General features: G+C 69.4%; 13 protein-coding genes and 1 tRNA gene. 5 read left to right on the top strand and 9 right to left on the bottom strand.

Annotation, left to right across the window (positions count from 1 at the left end; translation table 11 throughout):
• Positions 1 to 2: 2 nt before the first annotated feature.
• From CURTO8I2_RS12055 to bioB, 4 genes are read right to left on the bottom strand one after another with little or no spacing between them, the layout of a single operon-like run.
• A complete protein-coding gene (locus CURTO8I2_RS12055) occupies positions 3 to 1,007 on the bottom strand; it encodes a multidrug resistance efflux transporter family protein (protein WP_159681306.1) in 1,005 nt (334 codons plus the stop codon).
• Complete coding sequence (gene bioF / locus CURTO8I2_RS12050; protein WP_159681305.1) at positions 1,004 to 2,311, bottom strand: 8-amino-7-oxononanoate synthase; 1,308 nt, start codon at positions 2,309 to 2,311, stop codon at positions 1,004 to 1,006. Before bioF ends, CURTO8I2_RS12055 begins: the two co-directional genes overlap by 4 nt.
• On the bottom strand, positions 2,244 to 2,606 hold the full coding sequence (locus CURTO8I2_RS15470; protein ID WP_159681304.1) for a hypothetical protein: 363 nt from the start codon (positions 2,604 to 2,606) through the stop codon (positions 2,244 to 2,246). Before CURTO8I2_RS15470 ends, bioF begins: the two co-directional genes overlap by 68 nt.
• The gene (gene bioB / locus CURTO8I2_RS12045) at positions 2,603 to 3,679 is read right to left on the bottom strand and encodes a biotin synthase BioB (RefSeq protein ID WP_159681303.1); all 1,077 of its coding nucleotides are present in this window, start codon (positions 3,677 to 3,679) and stop codon (positions 2,603 to 2,605) included. Before bioB ends, CURTO8I2_RS15470 begins: the two co-directional genes overlap by 4 nt.
• Positions 3,680 to 3,728: 49 nt before the next feature.
• On the opposite strand from bioB, the gene CURTO8I2_RS12040 reads away from it, so the two are divergent.
• Positions 3,729 to 4,469 carry a ComF family protein gene (locus tag CURTO8I2_RS12040; RefSeq protein WP_159681302.1) on the top strand — a complete coding sequence of 247 codons (741 nt, stop codon included), beginning with the start codon at positions 3,729 to 3,731 and terminating at the stop codon, positions 4,467 to 4,469.
• Between the two features lie 30 nt (positions 4,470 to 4,499).
• On the opposite strand, the gene ubiA is transcribed toward CURTO8I2_RS12040, so the two are convergent.
• Positions 4,500 to 5,420 (bottom strand): 4-hydroxybenzoate octaprenyltransferase, encoded by a 921-nt coding sequence (gene ubiA / locus CURTO8I2_RS12035; protein WP_159681301.1) that lies wholly within the window; start codon positions 5,418 to 5,420, stop codon positions 4,500 to 4,502.
• A gap of 122 nt (positions 5,421 to 5,542) precedes the next feature.
• Here ubiA and CURTO8I2_RS12030 point away from each other — a divergent pair, with 122 nt between their 5' ends.
• Positions 5,543 to 6,709 carry a nucleotide sugar dehydrogenase gene (locus tag CURTO8I2_RS12030; protein ID WP_159681300.1) on the top strand — a complete coding sequence of 389 codons (1,167 nt, stop codon included), beginning with the start codon at positions 5,543 to 5,545 and terminating at the stop codon, positions 6,707 to 6,709.
• A gap of 184 nt (positions 6,710 to 6,893) precedes the next feature.
• A tRNA-Arg gene (locus CURTO8I2_RS12025) sits at positions 6,894 to 6,970 on the top strand.
• A gap of 207 nt (positions 6,971 to 7,177) precedes the next feature.
• On the opposite strand, the gene CURTO8I2_RS12020 is transcribed toward CURTO8I2_RS12025, so the two are convergent.
• The 4 genes from CURTO8I2_RS12020 to gpmI form a co-directional block, all read right to left on the bottom strand.
• Positions 7,178 to 8,803, bottom strand: a complete 1,626-nt coding sequence (locus tag CURTO8I2_RS12020) for a S41 family peptidase (RefSeq protein ID WP_159681299.1) — start codon at positions 8,801 to 8,803, stop codon at positions 7,178 to 7,180.
• A 267-nt stretch (positions 8,804 to 9,070) separates the two neighbouring features.
• Positions 9,071 to 9,448 carry a DUF559 domain-containing protein gene (locus CURTO8I2_RS12015; protein ID WP_159681298.1) on the bottom strand — a complete coding sequence of 126 codons (378 nt, stop codon included), beginning with the start codon at positions 9,446 to 9,448 and terminating at the stop codon, positions 9,071 to 9,073.
• Positions 9,449 to 9,725: 277 nt separating this feature from the next.
• Positions 9,726 to 10,973, bottom strand: coding sequence for a peptidoglycan DD-metalloendopeptidase family protein (locus CURTO8I2_RS12010; RefSeq protein WP_159681297.1), 1,248 nt, complete (start codon positions 10,971 to 10,973; stop codon positions 9,726 to 9,728).
• Positions 10,974 to 10,975: 2 nt separating this feature from the next.
• Positions 10,976 to 12,523: a 2,3-bisphosphoglycerate-independent phosphoglycerate mutase gene (gene gpmI, locus CURTO8I2_RS12005; protein WP_159681296.1), complete on the bottom strand. Its 1,548-nt coding sequence runs from the start codon at positions 12,521 to 12,523 to the stop codon at positions 10,976 to 10,978.
• A gap of 104 nt (positions 12,524 to 12,627) precedes the next feature.
• Between gpmI and CURTO8I2_RS12000 the strand changes: the two genes are divergently transcribed.
• Both CURTO8I2_RS12000 and CURTO8I2_RS11995 read left to right on the top strand, forming a co-directional pair.
• Entirely contained in the window at positions 12,628 to 13,371 is a 744-nt protein-coding gene (locus CURTO8I2_RS12000; protein ID WP_159681295.1) for a hypothetical protein, read from the top strand.
• A gap of 392 nt (positions 13,372 to 13,763) precedes the next feature.
• Positions 13,764 to 15,461 (top strand): M28 family metallopeptidase, encoded by a 1,698-nt coding sequence (locus CURTO8I2_RS11995; RefSeq protein WP_159681294.1) that lies wholly within the window; start codon positions 13,764 to 13,766, stop codon positions 15,459 to 15,461.
• Positions 15,462 to 15,597 lie beyond the last annotated feature (136 nt).

Genomic DNA, 15,597 nt, shown 5'->3' with positions numbered 1-15,597 from the left:
GTTCATGCGCCCTTGTCTCCACGCAAGGCTTGTGTACGACGCGCGCTACCGGCCGCGGGGCGTGCAACGGCGATCGCGAACGCCACGATGCCGAGCGTCACCACGACCGCACCGATCAACGCGCGGCCCTGCGGCCACGCCTCCTGCAGGAACAGCGCCCCGAGCAATGCCGCGAACAGCAGCTCGGCCGCCTGCATCGCTTCGGCGGCGCCCAGCGCAGCGGGGTGATTGCGAACCATGCCGGTGGCCTGGAAGAACAGGATGGTCGCGATCACGCCCGCGCTCAGCGCCACGCCGGCCACCAGCCACACCTGGGGCATCGCCGGGGTGCCGGCCTCGGCGTACGCGAACGCTGCGACCAGCAGCCACAACGGCTGGCTGGCGAGCGTGAGTCCGAACACACGTTGGGTCGCATTGAGGTCTTCGCCGGTGCGCTCCAGGTGCAGCAGCAGCAGGCGATTGCCGAGCGGATACGCGACCGCCGCGGTCAGCACGCACAGCAGCGCGATCCACCCCACGCGATCGAGACTAGGCCCACCGTGGCCGAACTGCATCAGCAGCACGCCCACGAGGATGGCTGCGGCGATGCCCAGCGCGGCGGGTGGTACGCGCCGGCGCGCATCGCGGTACAGCAACGGCGCGCACAACATGCCGGCGATCACCGTGAACTGGAAACTGCCGGCGACCAGCCACGCTGGCCCGCTCGATGCCGCGAACGACAGCGCGCAATAGAACAGCAGGAAGCCGATCGCACTGCAGCGCAGCCACGCCCAGGGATGTGCGGCGATCGCGCGCAGCACCGGCCCCGCTCCGCCCTGGAAGGGCATCAATGGCAGCAGCAGCGGCAGGGTGATGAAGTAGCGCAGGCACGCCGTCCAGGCCCAGTGCCCACCGCCGCTCGCGCTCGCGCGATTCAGCACGTAGGTCAGGGTGAAGAACAACGCGGAGGCGAGTGCGATCCCGACCGCGAGCAGGGCGCGGCGGGCGTCGTGCTGCGGATCGGTCATGGCGTGGGGACGGCTGCGGCAGTGTCGGTGTGCAGCGCATGGGCGCCGGGCGCATGGACATCGCGCGCAGCGGCCAGTGCATCGACGAGTGCATCGACATCGTGGTCGGCATGCGCAGCGCTGAGCGTCACACGCAGGCGCGCCTGGCCCTCGGGCACGGTCGGCGGGCGGATGGCGGCAACCCAGAAACCCGCCGCGTCCAGTGCGCGCGACATCGCCAGCGCCGTGACGTTGTCGCCGCAGCGCAGCGGCTGGATCGGCGTATCGGACGGCATCAGCTCGAGGCCGCGCTGCCGCGCGCGCAGGCGGAAGCGCTGCACCAGGGCGGCCAGCCGTTCGCGACGCCAGTGCTCCTGACGCGCGATCCGCACGGCGGCCAGCGCGGCGCCCGCCACCGCGGGCGGCAGCGCGGTCGTGTAGATGTAGGGACGCGCCGTCTCGGCGAGATGGCCAATGAGGTCGGCATCGCCCGCCAGCACCGCACCACAGCCGCCGAGTGCCTTGCCCAGCGTGACCAGCTGCAACGGCACCGCGTCGATGCCGAGCCGCGCGTCGGCGACACTGCCGCGCCCGTCCGGTCCCAGCACGCCCACGCCATGCGCGTCGTCGACGTACAGCAGCGCCTGCTGCACGCGCGCAACGATCGCCAGTTCGCGCAGCGGCGCGACATCGCCGTCCATGCTGAAGACGCCATCGGTCGCGAGGATCGCGGCGCCCTCGGGCAGGGTGCGCAGCTGGCGCAATGCACCCTGCGCATCGGCATGCGGATAGCGGCGCAGGCGACAGCCGGCGAGCCGCGCGGCATCGATCAGGCTGGCGTGATTCAAGCGGTCCTGCACGCAGGCGTCGCCGTCGCCGAGCAGGCCCTGCAGCACCGCGAGATTCGCGGTGAATCCGCTGCCGAACAGCAACGCCGCCGGCACCTGCAGCCAGTCGGCGATCTCGCGCTCCAGCGCGTCATGCAGGGCGTGGTGGCCACTGACCAGATGCGAGCCGCCGCTGCCGGCACCGTGCAGGGCGGCCGCGTCCTGCAGCGCACCGGAGACCTGGAAGTGCGAGGCCAGACCGAGATAGTCGTTGCCGCAGAAATTTAGCAGCCAGCGGCCGGAACCCGCGCCGTCGACGACCTCGCAACGCACGCCGTCGCGGCGCGCGACCGTGCGCCGCACGCGACGCGCCTGCGCCTGCGTGCGGGCCTCGCACGCGTCCCTTGCCCGCGCGCGCAGATCGGGCCGCTCAGGCGCCACGGCCGGACCAGATCGCCAGTGCGCCCATCGCGATCGCGGGCAATACGACGAGACCATTGATGGCCACGCCGATGCGGGCCGAGCGGTCGAGCTGTATGCGCGCGGCGTCCTGTGCATCGGACACGCTCTTGTGCGCGAGCAGCAGCACCGCGACGAACAGCGCCCCGGCGAACAGCAGATGCGCGCCGCGGTCACGGAAGAACAGCACGACGCCCCACATCAGCACGCCGACCGCGGCCAACCGCGCGATCGCCAGCAGCTTCGACTGCCCGTCGCGCACGGTCAGCGCGAATCCGCTCAGACCCACCAGCGCCAGCAGCACCAGATAGGCCCAGGCGAACCACGGGATCATGCAGCGAAGCTCCGCGGGTGCTGCGGCAGCTCGATGATGTCGACGTGGGCCGTACCGGGGTGATCGTGGTGCTCGGCATCCACGTGCACCTGCATCGGCCGCAGGCCCAGGCGCGCGAACAGTGCCATGTCGCGCTCGGTGTCCGGATTACCGGTCGTCAGCAGCTGCTCGCCGTAGAAGATCGAGTTGGCGCCGGCGAGGAAGCACATCGCCTGCAGCTCGTCGCTCATGTCCTGACGACCGGCCGACAGGCGCACCATCGAACGCGGCATCAGGATGCGCGCGACCGCGATCGTGCGGACGAAATCGAACGGATCGATCTCCTCGGTGCCGTGCAGCGGCGTGCCTTCGACCTGGACCAGGCGGTTGATCGGCACCGAATCCGGATGCGAGGGCAGATTCGCGAGCGTGCGCAGCAGTCCGGCGCGCTGGCGCCCGGTCTCGCCCATGCCGACGATGCCGCCGCAGCAGGTCTTGAGCCCCGCGTCGCGCACGTGTTCCAGCGTGGTCAGGCGGTCCTGGATCTCGCGGGTCTGGATGATCGAATCGTAGAACTCGGGATCGGTGTCCAGGTTGTGGTTGTAGTAGTCGAGGCCCGCGTCCTTCAGCGCGCGCGCCTGGTCGCCGGTCAGCATGCCGAGCGTGGCGCAGGTCTCCAGCCCCAACGCCTTGACCTCGCGGATCATCGCCGCGACCTTCGGCACATCGCGATCTTTCGGCGATCGCCAGGCGGCGCCCATGCAGAAGCGCGTGGCGCCGGCGGCCTTGGCCTGGCGGGCCTTCTCCAGCACCGCATCGGTCTCCATCAGCTTCGTCGCCTCTACACCGGTGTGGTAGCGCTGCGCCTGCGGGCAGTAGCTGCAGTCTTCCGGGCAACCGCCGGTCTTCACGGACAGCAGCGTGCTGACCTGGACTTCGGCCGGATCGAAATGCTGGCGATGCACGCTGGCCGCGCGGAACAGCAATTCGGGCATCGGCAGCGCGAACAGCGCTTCGATTTCGCTGCGCGACCAGTCGTGACGAAGAGGAGTGGGCTGGCCGGCGGCTTCGCGGGCGTGGCTGACAACGGACATGGCGATCTACCGACGGTGACGGCGGGACAAGCCCGGCAGTCTGGAAAGCATGCCCGATGCTGTCAACCAGATTCCAGCCCCAGCGGTTGACGGCACCTGGCGGCGATGGCTCCAGACCCTGCTGCGCGGCGCCCTTCCCGGGCGATGCCTGGTGTGCCGCGAGCCGGGCGCGGGCGGCCTGGACCTGTGTCCGGCCTGCACCGCGGCCCTGCCCTGGATGCCGCACGCCTGCAGACGCTGCGCGCAACCGCTGCCGACAGGCGACCCGGTCTGCGGTGCCTGCCTGCGGCGCCCGCCACCGCTGGACACGGTGATCGCCGCGTTCGATTACGGGTTCCCCGTCGACCGGCTGCTGCCGCGCTTCAAGTTCCATCGCGATCTCGCCGCCGGCGCCCTGCTCGGCGCGTGCCTCGCGCGTGCGACCGTCGCGGCGGCGCGGCCCGTGGCCCTGGTGCCGGTGCCGTTGCATCTCGCGCGACTGCGCGCGCGCGGGTACGACCAGGCGCTGGAACTGGCCCGCCTGCTGGCCCGCCACCATGCGCTGCCGCTGCGCGGCGACCTGCTGCACCGGGTGCGCCCGACCGCGCCGCAGTCGCGACTCGATGCGAAGGCGCGGCGGCGCAACGTCCGCCACGCGTTCGCCGTGCGATGCCCGTCCGAGGTGCCCGCGCACGTGGTGTTGATCGACGACGTCATGACCACCGGCGCCACGCTGCACGCCGCCGCGCAGGCGCTGCGGCGCGCGGGCGTTGGTCGTGTCGATGCGTGGGTCTGCGCGCGGGTGAGATGACGCCGGGTTCGGCCCCGCGCCCGCTGGCGGTCAGCCCGCCAGCGCGGTCACCGGGGGCAGCGCATAGTGCGCGGCGATGCCGGCGAAGATCGTCATGCCGACCCAGTGGTTGTGCAGGAACACCCGGAAGCAGGCCTCGCGCTCGCGGTGGCGGGCGACCACGAATTCCCAGATGACGAGCAGTGCGGCGAGCGCAAGGCCGAGCCAGTAATTCGGCCCCAGCCCCGCTTCGCGCCCCACCAGCGCGAGCGCCGCGAATGCGAGTGCATAGAGCACGCCCTGGGCGACGAGATCCAGATCGCCGAACAGGATCGCCGTCGACTTCGAACCGGCGCGGATGTCGTCCTCGCGGTCGACCATCGCGTACCAGGTGTCGTAGCCGGTGGTCCAGAAGATGTTGGCGACGAACAGCACCCAGCCGATCGGCGGCACCGTGCCCTGCACGGCCGCGAACGCCATCGGGATGGCCCAGCCGAACGCGAGGCCCAGATACACCTGCGGCAGATAGGTGTGGCGCTTGAGATAGGGATAGCTCGCGGCGAGCAGGACACCGACGACGCTCATCGCGATGGTCAACCGGTTCATCGTCAGCACCAGGGCGAACGCCACGAGCATCAGCGCCGCGAACAGCAGCAGCGCCTCGCGCCCCCGCACCGCGCCGCTGGCCAATGGCCGGTCCTTGGTGCGTTCGACATGCGGATCCAGCCAGCGGTCGGCGTAGTCGTTGATCACGCACCCGGCCGAGCGCGTCAGCCAGACACCGGCACTGAACACGCACAGCGTCCACAGCGGCGGCACGCCTTCGGCCGCGATCCACAACGCCCACCACGTCGGCCACAGCAACAACAGCCAGCCGATCGGCCGATCCCCGCGCACCAGCGCCCAGTACTGCCGCAGGCGCTCGCGCCAGCGTGGCACGGCGGGTTCGGCGAAACGTTCGTAATCGTGCATGGCGGCAGCAGGATACCAGCGCGTCGCGGCCACCCGATGCCACGCGGTCCCCTTGCGGTATGCGTCGCGAAGCCGACACATTGCCGCACTAGCATCGCCGCGAGCTCCCGCCGGACACGCGCATGCGCATCGCCATCGCCGGCACCGGCTATGTGGGCCTCTCCAACGCGCTGCTGCTGGCGCAGCACCACACCGTGGTCGCGCTGGACATCGATGCCGAGCGGGTGGCCGCGCTTAACCGGCGCGAATCGCCGATCGACGACGCGGAAATCCGGACCTACCTCGCGCGGCCCGAACTCGACTTCAGAGCGACGCTGACTCCCGCGGAGGCATTCGTCGGGGCGGCCTACGTGGTCATCGCCACGCCGACCGACTACGACCCGGCGACCAACACCTTCAATACACGTTCCGTCGAAGCGGTGATCGCCAACGTGCTGGCGATCGAGCCGCACGCCACGATGATCATCAAGTCGACGGTGCCCGTCGGCTACACCATGCGCGTGCGCGCGATGTTCGGCACGGACAGGATCATCTTTTCGCCCGAGTTCCTGCGCGAAGGTCGCGCTCTGCACGACAACCTGTATCCGAGCCGGATCGTGGTCGGCGAACAGTCGGAACGCGCCGCACGATTCGCCGCACTGCTGTGCGAAGGCGCGCGCAGTCCCGACGTACCGGTGCTGTTCACCGGATCGACGGAAGCCGAGGCGATCAAGCTCTTCGCGAACACGTATCTCGCGATGCGCGTGGCGTACTTCAACGAGCTCGACAGCTACGCCTGCACGCACGGCCTCGACACGCGCCAGATCATCGAAGGTGTCTGCCTCGATCCACGGATCGGCGACCATTACAACAATCCCTCGTTCGGCTATGGCGGGTACTGCCTGCCGAAGGATTCGCGCCAGCTGCTCGCGAACTACGATGCGGTGCCGCAGAACCTGATCCAGGCCATCGTGTCGGCGAACACGACACGCAAGGATTTCATCGCCGCCGACATCGTGCGCCGCAATCCGAAGGTCGTCGGCATTTATCGCCTCGTGATGAAGGCCGGCAGCGACAACTTCCGTGCGTCCGCCATCCAGGGCGTGATGAAACGGATCAAGGCCAAGGGCATCGAGGTGATCGTGTACGAGCCCGTCCTCGACGCGCCGGATTTCTTCCGCTCCCGTGTCGTCGACGATCTCGTCGCGTTCAAGCAGCAGGCCGATCTGATTCTGGCCAACCGGATGACCGAAGATCTTCGCGATGTCGCGGACCGGGTCTACACCCGGGACCTGTTCGGCGCAGATTGATCCGGCGTACGGCGGCGAGGGCTGTGCCTTCGGACTGGCCGGTGCGGATCCCGCGCCCTGCCTCGGCTCGCCGACCGGTATGACAACGCTGCTGCCCGGATCCAGTGTGAGCGCTCTGCACACGCGCACTTTTCGCTACAATGCGCGACCGCCCTGCCCGTTGTTCCGGCTCGGCGTGGACGATGCGCCTGTAGCTCAGCCGGATAGAGTAGTGGCTTCCGAAGCCATTGGTCGGGGGTTCGAATCCCTCCAGGCGCACCATTTCTGCGATGTTCGACGCGGTGTGATCCCGCGGTCGATGACCTGTCGCGGTGGAAATCCCGTTCCCATAGCGTTCGCCGCGGCACTGCGCGCCGCACAGGCGCCGCCATCGCGCGGCGCGTGGCCGGTGATGCGCCCGGGCTGACGACGGCGATCATCGCGTCGCTGCGCCCCGGAACAGTCCGGGGCCACAGGACGTCGGCCCGATCAGGGCGTGGGCGGCTCGGCGGCGTCGGGTGCCGGCTCTGCTGCAGGCGCTTCCGCATCCGATGTCGTGTCCGCCGGCGTGGCAGGGTCTGCCTCGGGCGCGGGATCGCCGGTCGACGCCGGCGCTGCTTCGGGAGCCGGCGCTGTGGCAGGCGCCGCCCCGGCGGCCGGCGGTGCGGTCGCCGGCGCATCGGCCGGCGTCGTGTCCGCCACCGGGACCTGTGCGGTCGGCACCCAAGGCTTCTTCAGTTCGGCCAGGGCGGCATTGATCGGCGCGTCGCCGGGCAGCGCTTCGCCGCCGGTTGAGCCGTCTTCCTCGTCGCCCTGCAGATGGCCCGGCAGATTGGCCTCGGTGTAGACGGTCGCAGCGCGCGGCGCGTCGTCGGCCGGCGCATTCTCGGGACGCAGCACGGTGTCGGGATCGATACCGCGGGCCTGGATCGAGCGACCGCTCGGCGTGTAATAACGCGCGGTGGTGAGCTTGACCGAATCGCCGTTGTCGAGCGGCAGCACGGTCTGCACCGAGCCCTTGCCGAAGGTGCGGCTGCCGATGACGCGGGCGCGGTTGTTGTCGCGCAGTGCGCCAGCCAGCACTTCCGAGGCGCTGGCCGAGCCGACGTCGACGAGCGCGATCACCGGCGCGCCGTCGAGCAGGTCGCCCGGGGTGGCGCTGAATTCGGCATCGCTGATCGGGATGCGGCCGCGGGTGCTGACGATCTTGCCGCTGTCGAGCAGGTCGTCGGCGATCTGCACCGCGGAGGTCAGCAGACCGCCCGGATTGCTGCGCAGGTCGATCACCAGGCCGCGCAGCGCGCCGCCACTCTGCGCCTTCAGTTCACCGACGATGCGGTTGAAATCGGCTGCGGTGTCCACCTGGAACTGGCTGAGGCGGATGTAGCCGTAGCCGGGCTCGAGCATGCGCCCGCGGACGCTGACGACGCGGATGGTCTCGCGGTCGACGCGGAGTTCCAGCGGCGCGGTTTCGCCGTCGCGCAGCACGCCGAGCATCACCGAGGTGCCGGGCGCACCGCGCAACGGGCCGGGGCCGTCGTTGTCGGAGGGCGTGAGCGTGCGGCCATCCACGCTGACGATGACGTCGCCCGCACGGATGCCGGCCTTGGCGGCGGGCGTGCCGTCGATCGGTGCGATGACGCGCATGCTGCCGTCGCCCAGGTACATCACCTCGACGCCGATGCCGTCGTACGCGCCTTCCGTGCCTTCGTCGAAGGCCGCGGCGGTGTCCTTTTCCATGTAGACGCTGTGCGGATCGAGATCGAGCAAGAGGCCGCGGATCGCCGAGGACATCAGCTTGCGGTCCTCGACGGGCTCGACATAGGCCTCGCGCACCGCGTTGAAGACACCGACGTAGCGGCGGATCTCCTGCAGCGGCACGCGGTTGGAGGCCTGCTCCATGGCGTCGGGGTCGTCGCTGGCGGCGACCGGGATTTCGGCGTCGTCCATCACCGACGGTGCGTCGGCCGGCGCGGTGGCAGGCGGCTCGGGCGGCGTGGGTTCCGAGGCATCGCCCGGCGCCCGGGATGGCGCGTCGACGGGCGACGGGTCCTGCGCGAATGCGGCTGGCGACAACAGCAGGGACAGGGCCAGCGTCAGTGAACTCACGCGCATGCAGGACTCCGGGATAAGGCGGGCGACACGCGCGGTCGCGTGTCGATCGATTATGCGGGCAGGGTGCGTGAATGCGTTAAGGACGGGCGGGGGTGTTCAGTTCTGTGGGTGGGGTGGATGGCGGCTCGTTCGGAGGTGCGCGCATGACGTCGCACGAACAGAAGGTGCTGAGGTCGGCGACCCTCGCCTCAACCCCTCTCCCGGTGGGACAGGGGCTTGCGTCTGCGCAAGCGTTCTGTCCTACCCAGTTGACCGACGAAAGGCCGCTCAACGCAGCTTGAGCCCCTCTCCCTTCGGGAGAGGGGTTGGGGTGAGGGCGACGCGCGCGAGGATGACTTCGAGCACAGACTCCGTGCGCACCAGGACATCGTGATTCCAGAAGCGCAACACGCGGTAGCTACGACGTTCCAGGAAGCGTGTACGGTCCGCATCGACCGCTTCCTGATGCTGGGAGCTGTCAACTTCGACGATCACTGCGGCTTCGACACTCAGAAAGTCGACGATGAAAGGGCCGACGGGTTGCTGCCGTCTGAACTTCGCTCCGAGACGCCGGTCGCGCAGGTGGAACCACAGCAGGCGTTCGGCGTCGGTGGATTCGCGGCGGAGGTGGCGCGCGAACTGAAGTTGGGCGGAGGTGCACTGCATGCGCCGGACTCCAGGGGATCCGGCTGCAGTGTTGCGGTGCGCGTGTGTGGGTGAGCTCGGGGGAGGTGGGATCGCGCCGTGGGGAATTACCGCGGTTTTTCCGCGTAGGCCCAAGAGACGGTGCATCTTGAGCGACCACCCTCACCCCAACCCCTCTCCCGGGGGGAGAGGGGCTCGTACAGTTGGAGCGCCGGGGACTTCGTCCCTCTCCCTTCGGGAGAAGGGTTGGATGAGGGCGCTTCCAGCTGGCCAGACAGTTGCCAGCCCTTATGCGCACTCACCGCCGCTGCAACCACGTCGTCGGATTCACCGGCGCGCCGTTCTGGCGCAGCTCGAAGTACAGACCGCTGCGGCCCTGGCCGCCGGAACTGCCGACACTGGAGACGGTGTCGCCGCGACGCACGGTATTGCCGACGCTCTTGAGCAGACCGTCGTTGTGCGCATAGAGGCTCATGTAGCCGTTGCCGTGGTCGACGATCAGCAGCATGCCGTAGCCGGTCATCCATTCGGCGAAGACCACGGTGCCGTCGGCAACGGCTTTCACCGCGGTGCCGGCGGGCGCGCCGATCAGGATGCCGGTACTGCTGCGGCCGTCGGGCAACTTGCCGCCGTAGGCGGTGAGCAGGCTGCCGCTGACCGGCCAGCCGAGGCCGCCGACCTGCGGTGCATTGGTGCGCGCGACCTGGGTGGGCGGGCGCGGCGGCGGACGCGGTCGTCCCGCGGCGGTCGCTTCCCGGGCCTCACGCGCTTCGCGTTCGCGCGCGGCCGCGGCCGCAGCGCGACGTTCGGCTTCGGCGCGGCGCGCGGCCTCGCGCAGCTGGCTGAGCACGCGTTCGAGCGAGCGTGCGTCGCGGCCGAGCGCCTTCTCGCGGGCGCTGCGATCACTGAAGCGCGACTCGATGCCCTTGACGGCTTCGGCGCGCTGGCTGCGATCGGTTTCCACCTTGGCCAGCTGCGCGCGCTGCTCGGTCTGCGCGGCTTCGAGCGCGGCGCGACGATCGTGGATCGCCGCTTCGATGCCATCGAGTTCCGCCGCTTCCGCACGCAGTTCGGAAATGCGCGTGCTGCGCTGCTGCTGCAGGTAGCGGTGATAGGTCAGCAGTCGGCCGGCATCGGCGACGCGGTCCTGCGCGAGCATCAGCTTGAGCGCGGCTTCGTCGCCGACGGTGTAGGCGGCGCGCACCAGCGCGGCGAGTTCGGCGCGGCGTGCGTCCACCGTCGATTCGAGTTCGACCCGGCGCGCCTGCAGTTTCTCCAGCGCGATCTGTTCTTCGGCGAGCTTGATGCGCGTGTCGCGCAACGCGCGCGCCGACGTGGACACCTGTTCGTCGGCCGCGCGCAACTCGCGCGCCGCAGCGCCGCGTTCGCCTTCGAGACGGCGCCGTTCGGCCGCGACATCACGCAGCTCCTTGCGTACGCGCTCGAGCCGGCGCTCGGTCTCGCGGCTGGTCTGCGCCGCGGCGTCGAGCACGGGCAACGTCGCGACCAGCAGCGCGACCAGCAGCAGCGCGCGGCTGCGGGACATGTTCAGCCGGCAGCCTGCAGCAGGCTGCGGCCGGTCATTTCGGCCGGCTGTTCGACGCCGATCAGATCGAGGATCGTCGGCGCGAGATCACGCAGGGCGCCGCCGCCCCGCAGCGGCACGTCGCGACTGCCGACGTAGACCAGATCCACCGGGCCGACGGTGTGCGAGGTGTGCGGCTCGCCAGTTTCCGGGTCGCGCATCATCTCGACGTTGCCGTGGTCGGCGGTCACCAGCAGCTCGCCCCCCTGCGCGCGCACGGCCGCGACGATCTCGCCGACTGCGGTGTCCACCGTTTCCACGGCCTTGATCGCGGCGGACAGCACGCCGGTATGGCCCACCATGTCGGGATTGGCGAAATTGCAGATCACCACGTCGAAGCGCTGGTCGCGCACGGCCTGCACGAGCTTGTCGCAGACTTCGGGCGCGCTCATTTCCGGCTGCAGGTCGTAGGTCGCGACCTTGGGGCTCGGCACCAGGATGCGGTCCTCGCCCGGATAGGGATCCTCGCGACCGCCGCTCATGAAGAACGTGACGTGCGCGTACTTCTCGGTCTCGGCGATGCGCAGCTGGGTCAGACCGTGCGCACCGAGCACTTCGCCCAGCGTGTTCGGCAGCGTGTCGGGCGCGAACGCGAGCGGCGCCGGCAGGCGCGCGTCGTATTCGGTGAGGCAGACGAAGCGCGCGAGCTGCGGACGACGCGCCTCGAATCCGGCGAACGCGGGATCGACGAACGCGGCCGTCAGCTGACGCGCACGGTCCGCGCGGAAGTTCATGAAGACGACCGCGTCGCCATCGGCCATCGGCGTGGCGCCGTCGATGACGGTCGGCAGCACGAACTCGTCGTTCTCGTCGCGCGCATACGCGGCCTGCAATGCGGCGACCGCATCGGGCGCGTGGTGCGGGGATGTCGCATCGACCACCGCGTCCCAGGCCAGGCGCACACGCTCCCAGCGATTGTCGCGGTCCATCGCGTAATAGCGGCCGGACACGCTGGCGACGTGCGCGTTGCCGAGCGCGGCGCAGTGATCCTGCAGCGCGCGCAGGCTGGGTTCGGCCGAACGCGGCGGCATGTCGCGGCCGTCGGTGAACGCATGCACGGCGACACGGGCGACGCCGCGTTTCGCGGCCAGATCCAGCATCGCGGCCAGATGCGCTTCGTGGCTGTGCACGCCGCCGGGCGACAGCAGACCCATCACGTGCAATGTGCCGCCGTCGCGTACCGCGTCGCAGGCGGCCAGCAGTTCGGCATTGTCGAAGAAGCTGCCGTCCTCGATCGCCGCGTCGATGCGGGTCAGGTCCTGGTAGACGATGCGGCCGGCGCCGATGTTCATGTGGCCGACTTCCGAATTGCCCATCTGTCCGTCCGGCAGGCCGACGTGGCGGCCTTCGGTATGGATCAGCGTGGTCGGGTGCTCGGCCAGCAGGCGGCGCCAGTTGGGGAGCTCGGCGATCGCCAGGGCGTTGTCGCGCGGGTCGTCGCGGTGCCCCCAGCCATCGAGGATCAGCAGGACGACGGGGCGCGGACGGGGAGAGCTGGCGGCGTGCGGCACGACGATCGACCCAGTGACCAAAGACAGATGCGATTGTAGCGAAGCGGGGGCAAGCTACCTGTCGACGGGTTCCGGCCCGCCCTTCCATTCACGAGGTCACGGCCATGTCCCTTGCCCCTGCGCGCCACCGCTCCGCTCCCCTGCTGCTCGCCGCCGCCCTTGCGCTGGCCACCGGCGCCGCGTTCGCGCAGGAGGACATCTCCAAGGTCAACGGGGGCGTCGAGGCCGAGGCCGGCCAGACCTATCGCGACCTGAGCACGGTCAACGGCGGCATCCGCATCGGCGACGGCGCCAGGACGCGCGACGTGGAAACCGTCAACGGCGGTATTCGCGCAGGCGACGGCATCCAGGTCGAGGACATGGAAACCGTCAACGGCGGCATCCAGATCGGTGCGCGCGCGCAGGCGAAATCGCTGACCACGGTCAATGGCGGCATCCGCGTCGGCACCGATGCGCAACTCGGCGGCAACGTCGAAAGCGTCAGTGGCGGCGTGTTCGTGGACCGCGGCGGCCGCGTCGACGGCAACGTGAGCACGGTCAACGGGGCGATCGGCATGGTCGGCACCGAGGTCACCGGCGACGTGAAGACCGTCAACGGCGACGTCACCATCGGCGCCGGCTCGCGCGTGCGCGGCAAGCTGGCGATCGACAAGCCGTCGTCGAGCTGGTTTCCGGTGACGATCAGCCGCCGCAACCCGCGCGTGATCATCGGCCCGGACGCAGTGGTCGACGGCCCGCTGGAGTTCAAGCGCGAGGTCACCCTGTACGTCCACACGAGCGCTAAGACCGGCGCGATCAGCGGCGCGACGGCGGTGCCCTACGACACGGCGCGGGCGCCGCAGGAGTAAGCACACAGCGTGATCTGTGGGCTGCGTGTCGTACTGCACATCGCGCTCTCGGGCGAACTCGCGGAACGCGCGCAGCACAGGCATCACGCAGGTCTCCCCGGGGAGAGCGCCTGCCCCGGGCGTGACCCGGGGGTCGACGTGCGTCGCGCTTCGGGTGCGGGCTGAGTTCGACGCAAGGCGCTCGAAGCGCGCCCTCACCCCAGCCTTCGCCTCGCGCCCAGCCCTCGCACTGGCGACAGGACGTTCGTCGGCACGCGGGCCGATGGCTCACAGGTGTGCCGACGCAACCAAAGGGGAAAGGGGCGCAAAACCCACAGCAGGAAACCGCCCGAAGGCGTCGCCTCCTGAACGCACGTATAGTGCGGCCTCCACGATTTTCCGGAGACTCCAGGATGCGCAAACCCCTTCTGCTGCTGGCACTGCCGGCTGCGCTGGTGCTCGCCGCGTGTAGCGACAAGACCGCCACGCCGGATGCTGCCACGCCGCCCGATGCCCAGGCCGCCCACACGTTCTCGCCCGACATCACCACCGGCGATTTCGACGAAATGGTGCGCATGCTGGCGTCCGATGAATTCGAAGGACGCGCGCCCGGGACCGCCGGCGAGGACAAGACGGTCGAATACATCAAGGCCCAGTTCGAGCGCATCGGCCTGCAGCCGGGCGGCGACAACAACGACTGGTACCAGACGGTGCCGATGGTCGAGACCACCGCCGATCCGTCGACCGTGCTGCGCTTGCGCAACGACGCCGGCGCGCGTGAGCTGAAATTCGGCGACGAGATGGTGATCGGCACGCGCACCGGCCAGCCCGAGATCAACGTCGTCGACAGCGAACTGGTGTTCGTCGGTTACGGCGTCGATGCGCCCGAGCAGAACTGGAACGACTACGCCGGCCTCGATCTCAAGGGCAAGACCGTCGTCATGCTGGTCAACGACCCGGGCTTCCACGCCAACGACGCGACGCTGTTCGACGGCGAGAAGATGACCTACTACGGTCGCTGGACGTACAAGTTCGAGGAAGCCGCGCGCAAGGGCGCGGTGGCGGCGCTGATCATCCACGACACGCCGGGCGCCTCGTACGGCTGGGACGTGGTGAAGAACTCCTGGTCGGGCGCGCAATTCGACCTGCGCGCGGAGGACGATCCGGAACCGCGCCTGCCGGCGCAGGGCTGGATCACCGGCGACGTCGCGAAGCAGCTGTTCGCCGACGCCGGTCTCGACCTCGACGAGCAGATCAAGGCCGCCAACACGCGCGGCTTCAAGCCGGTGCCGCTCAACGCGACGGTCGGCTTCGATCTCAAGAGCACGATCGCCGAGAAGAGCTCGCGCAACGTGGTCGGCATCCTGCCGGGCACCGAAGCGCCGGACGAGTCGATCCTCTATCTCGCGCACTGGGATCACCTCGGCAAGCACGAGGGCGAAGGCGACACGATCTACAACGGTGCGATCGACAACGCGACCGGCGTGGCCGGCATCATCGAGATCGCCGAGAAGTTCGCCACCGCCGAACCCAAGCCGAAGCGCTCGCTGGTGTTCCTGGCCGTCACGCTCGAAGAGTCGGGTCTGCTGGGCAGCAAGTACTACGTGGCGCAGCCGAGCATGGGTCTGGCGCAGACGGTCGGCGTGATCAATCTCGATGCGATGAGCGTCGCCGGTCCGTCGCGTGACTTCGTCGTCACCGGCATGGGCAACTCGGAACTCGAGGACATCCTCAAGACCTATGCCGACCAGCAGAACCGCACGCTGGTGGAAGAAGGCAATACGGCCGGCGGCTTCTACTTCCGCTCCGATCACTTCAACTTCGCCAAGGCCGGTGTGCCGGCGCTGTATGCGAAGGGCGGCAACGATCTGGTCGACGGCGGCGCAGCCGCGGGCAAGGCTGCGACCGACGACTACGCCACGCGTTACCACCAGCCCAGCGACACTTACAACCCGGACTGGAACCTCGACGGTGTTGTGCAGGATCTCGAAGCGCTGTACGGCGTGGGCCGCACGCTGGCCGACGACGGCCAGTGGCCGAACTGGTACGAAGGCAACCCCTTCAAGGCCGCGCGCGACCAGATGCGCAGCGAAGCGGGTGGCGCGCCGTAAGGCATCGTCTGCAATGATGTAATTTGAAAGCGGCGACAGTGATGTCGCCGTTTTTTTTGAGCAGAGTGGTCCGCGCTTCACGAGATCGAAAGCCCTCCCCCGTCCACGGGGGAGGGTTGGGTGGGGGCGACCTGTC

This window comes from Luteimonas sp. 9C (assembly GCF_902506295.1).
Taxonomy (GTDB): Bacteria; Pseudomonadota; Gammaproteobacteria; order Xanthomonadales; family Xanthomonadaceae; genus Luteimonas.
Note: the sequence above shows the minus strand (reverse complement) of the source record. Positions and strands in the feature narration are given on the sequence as shown.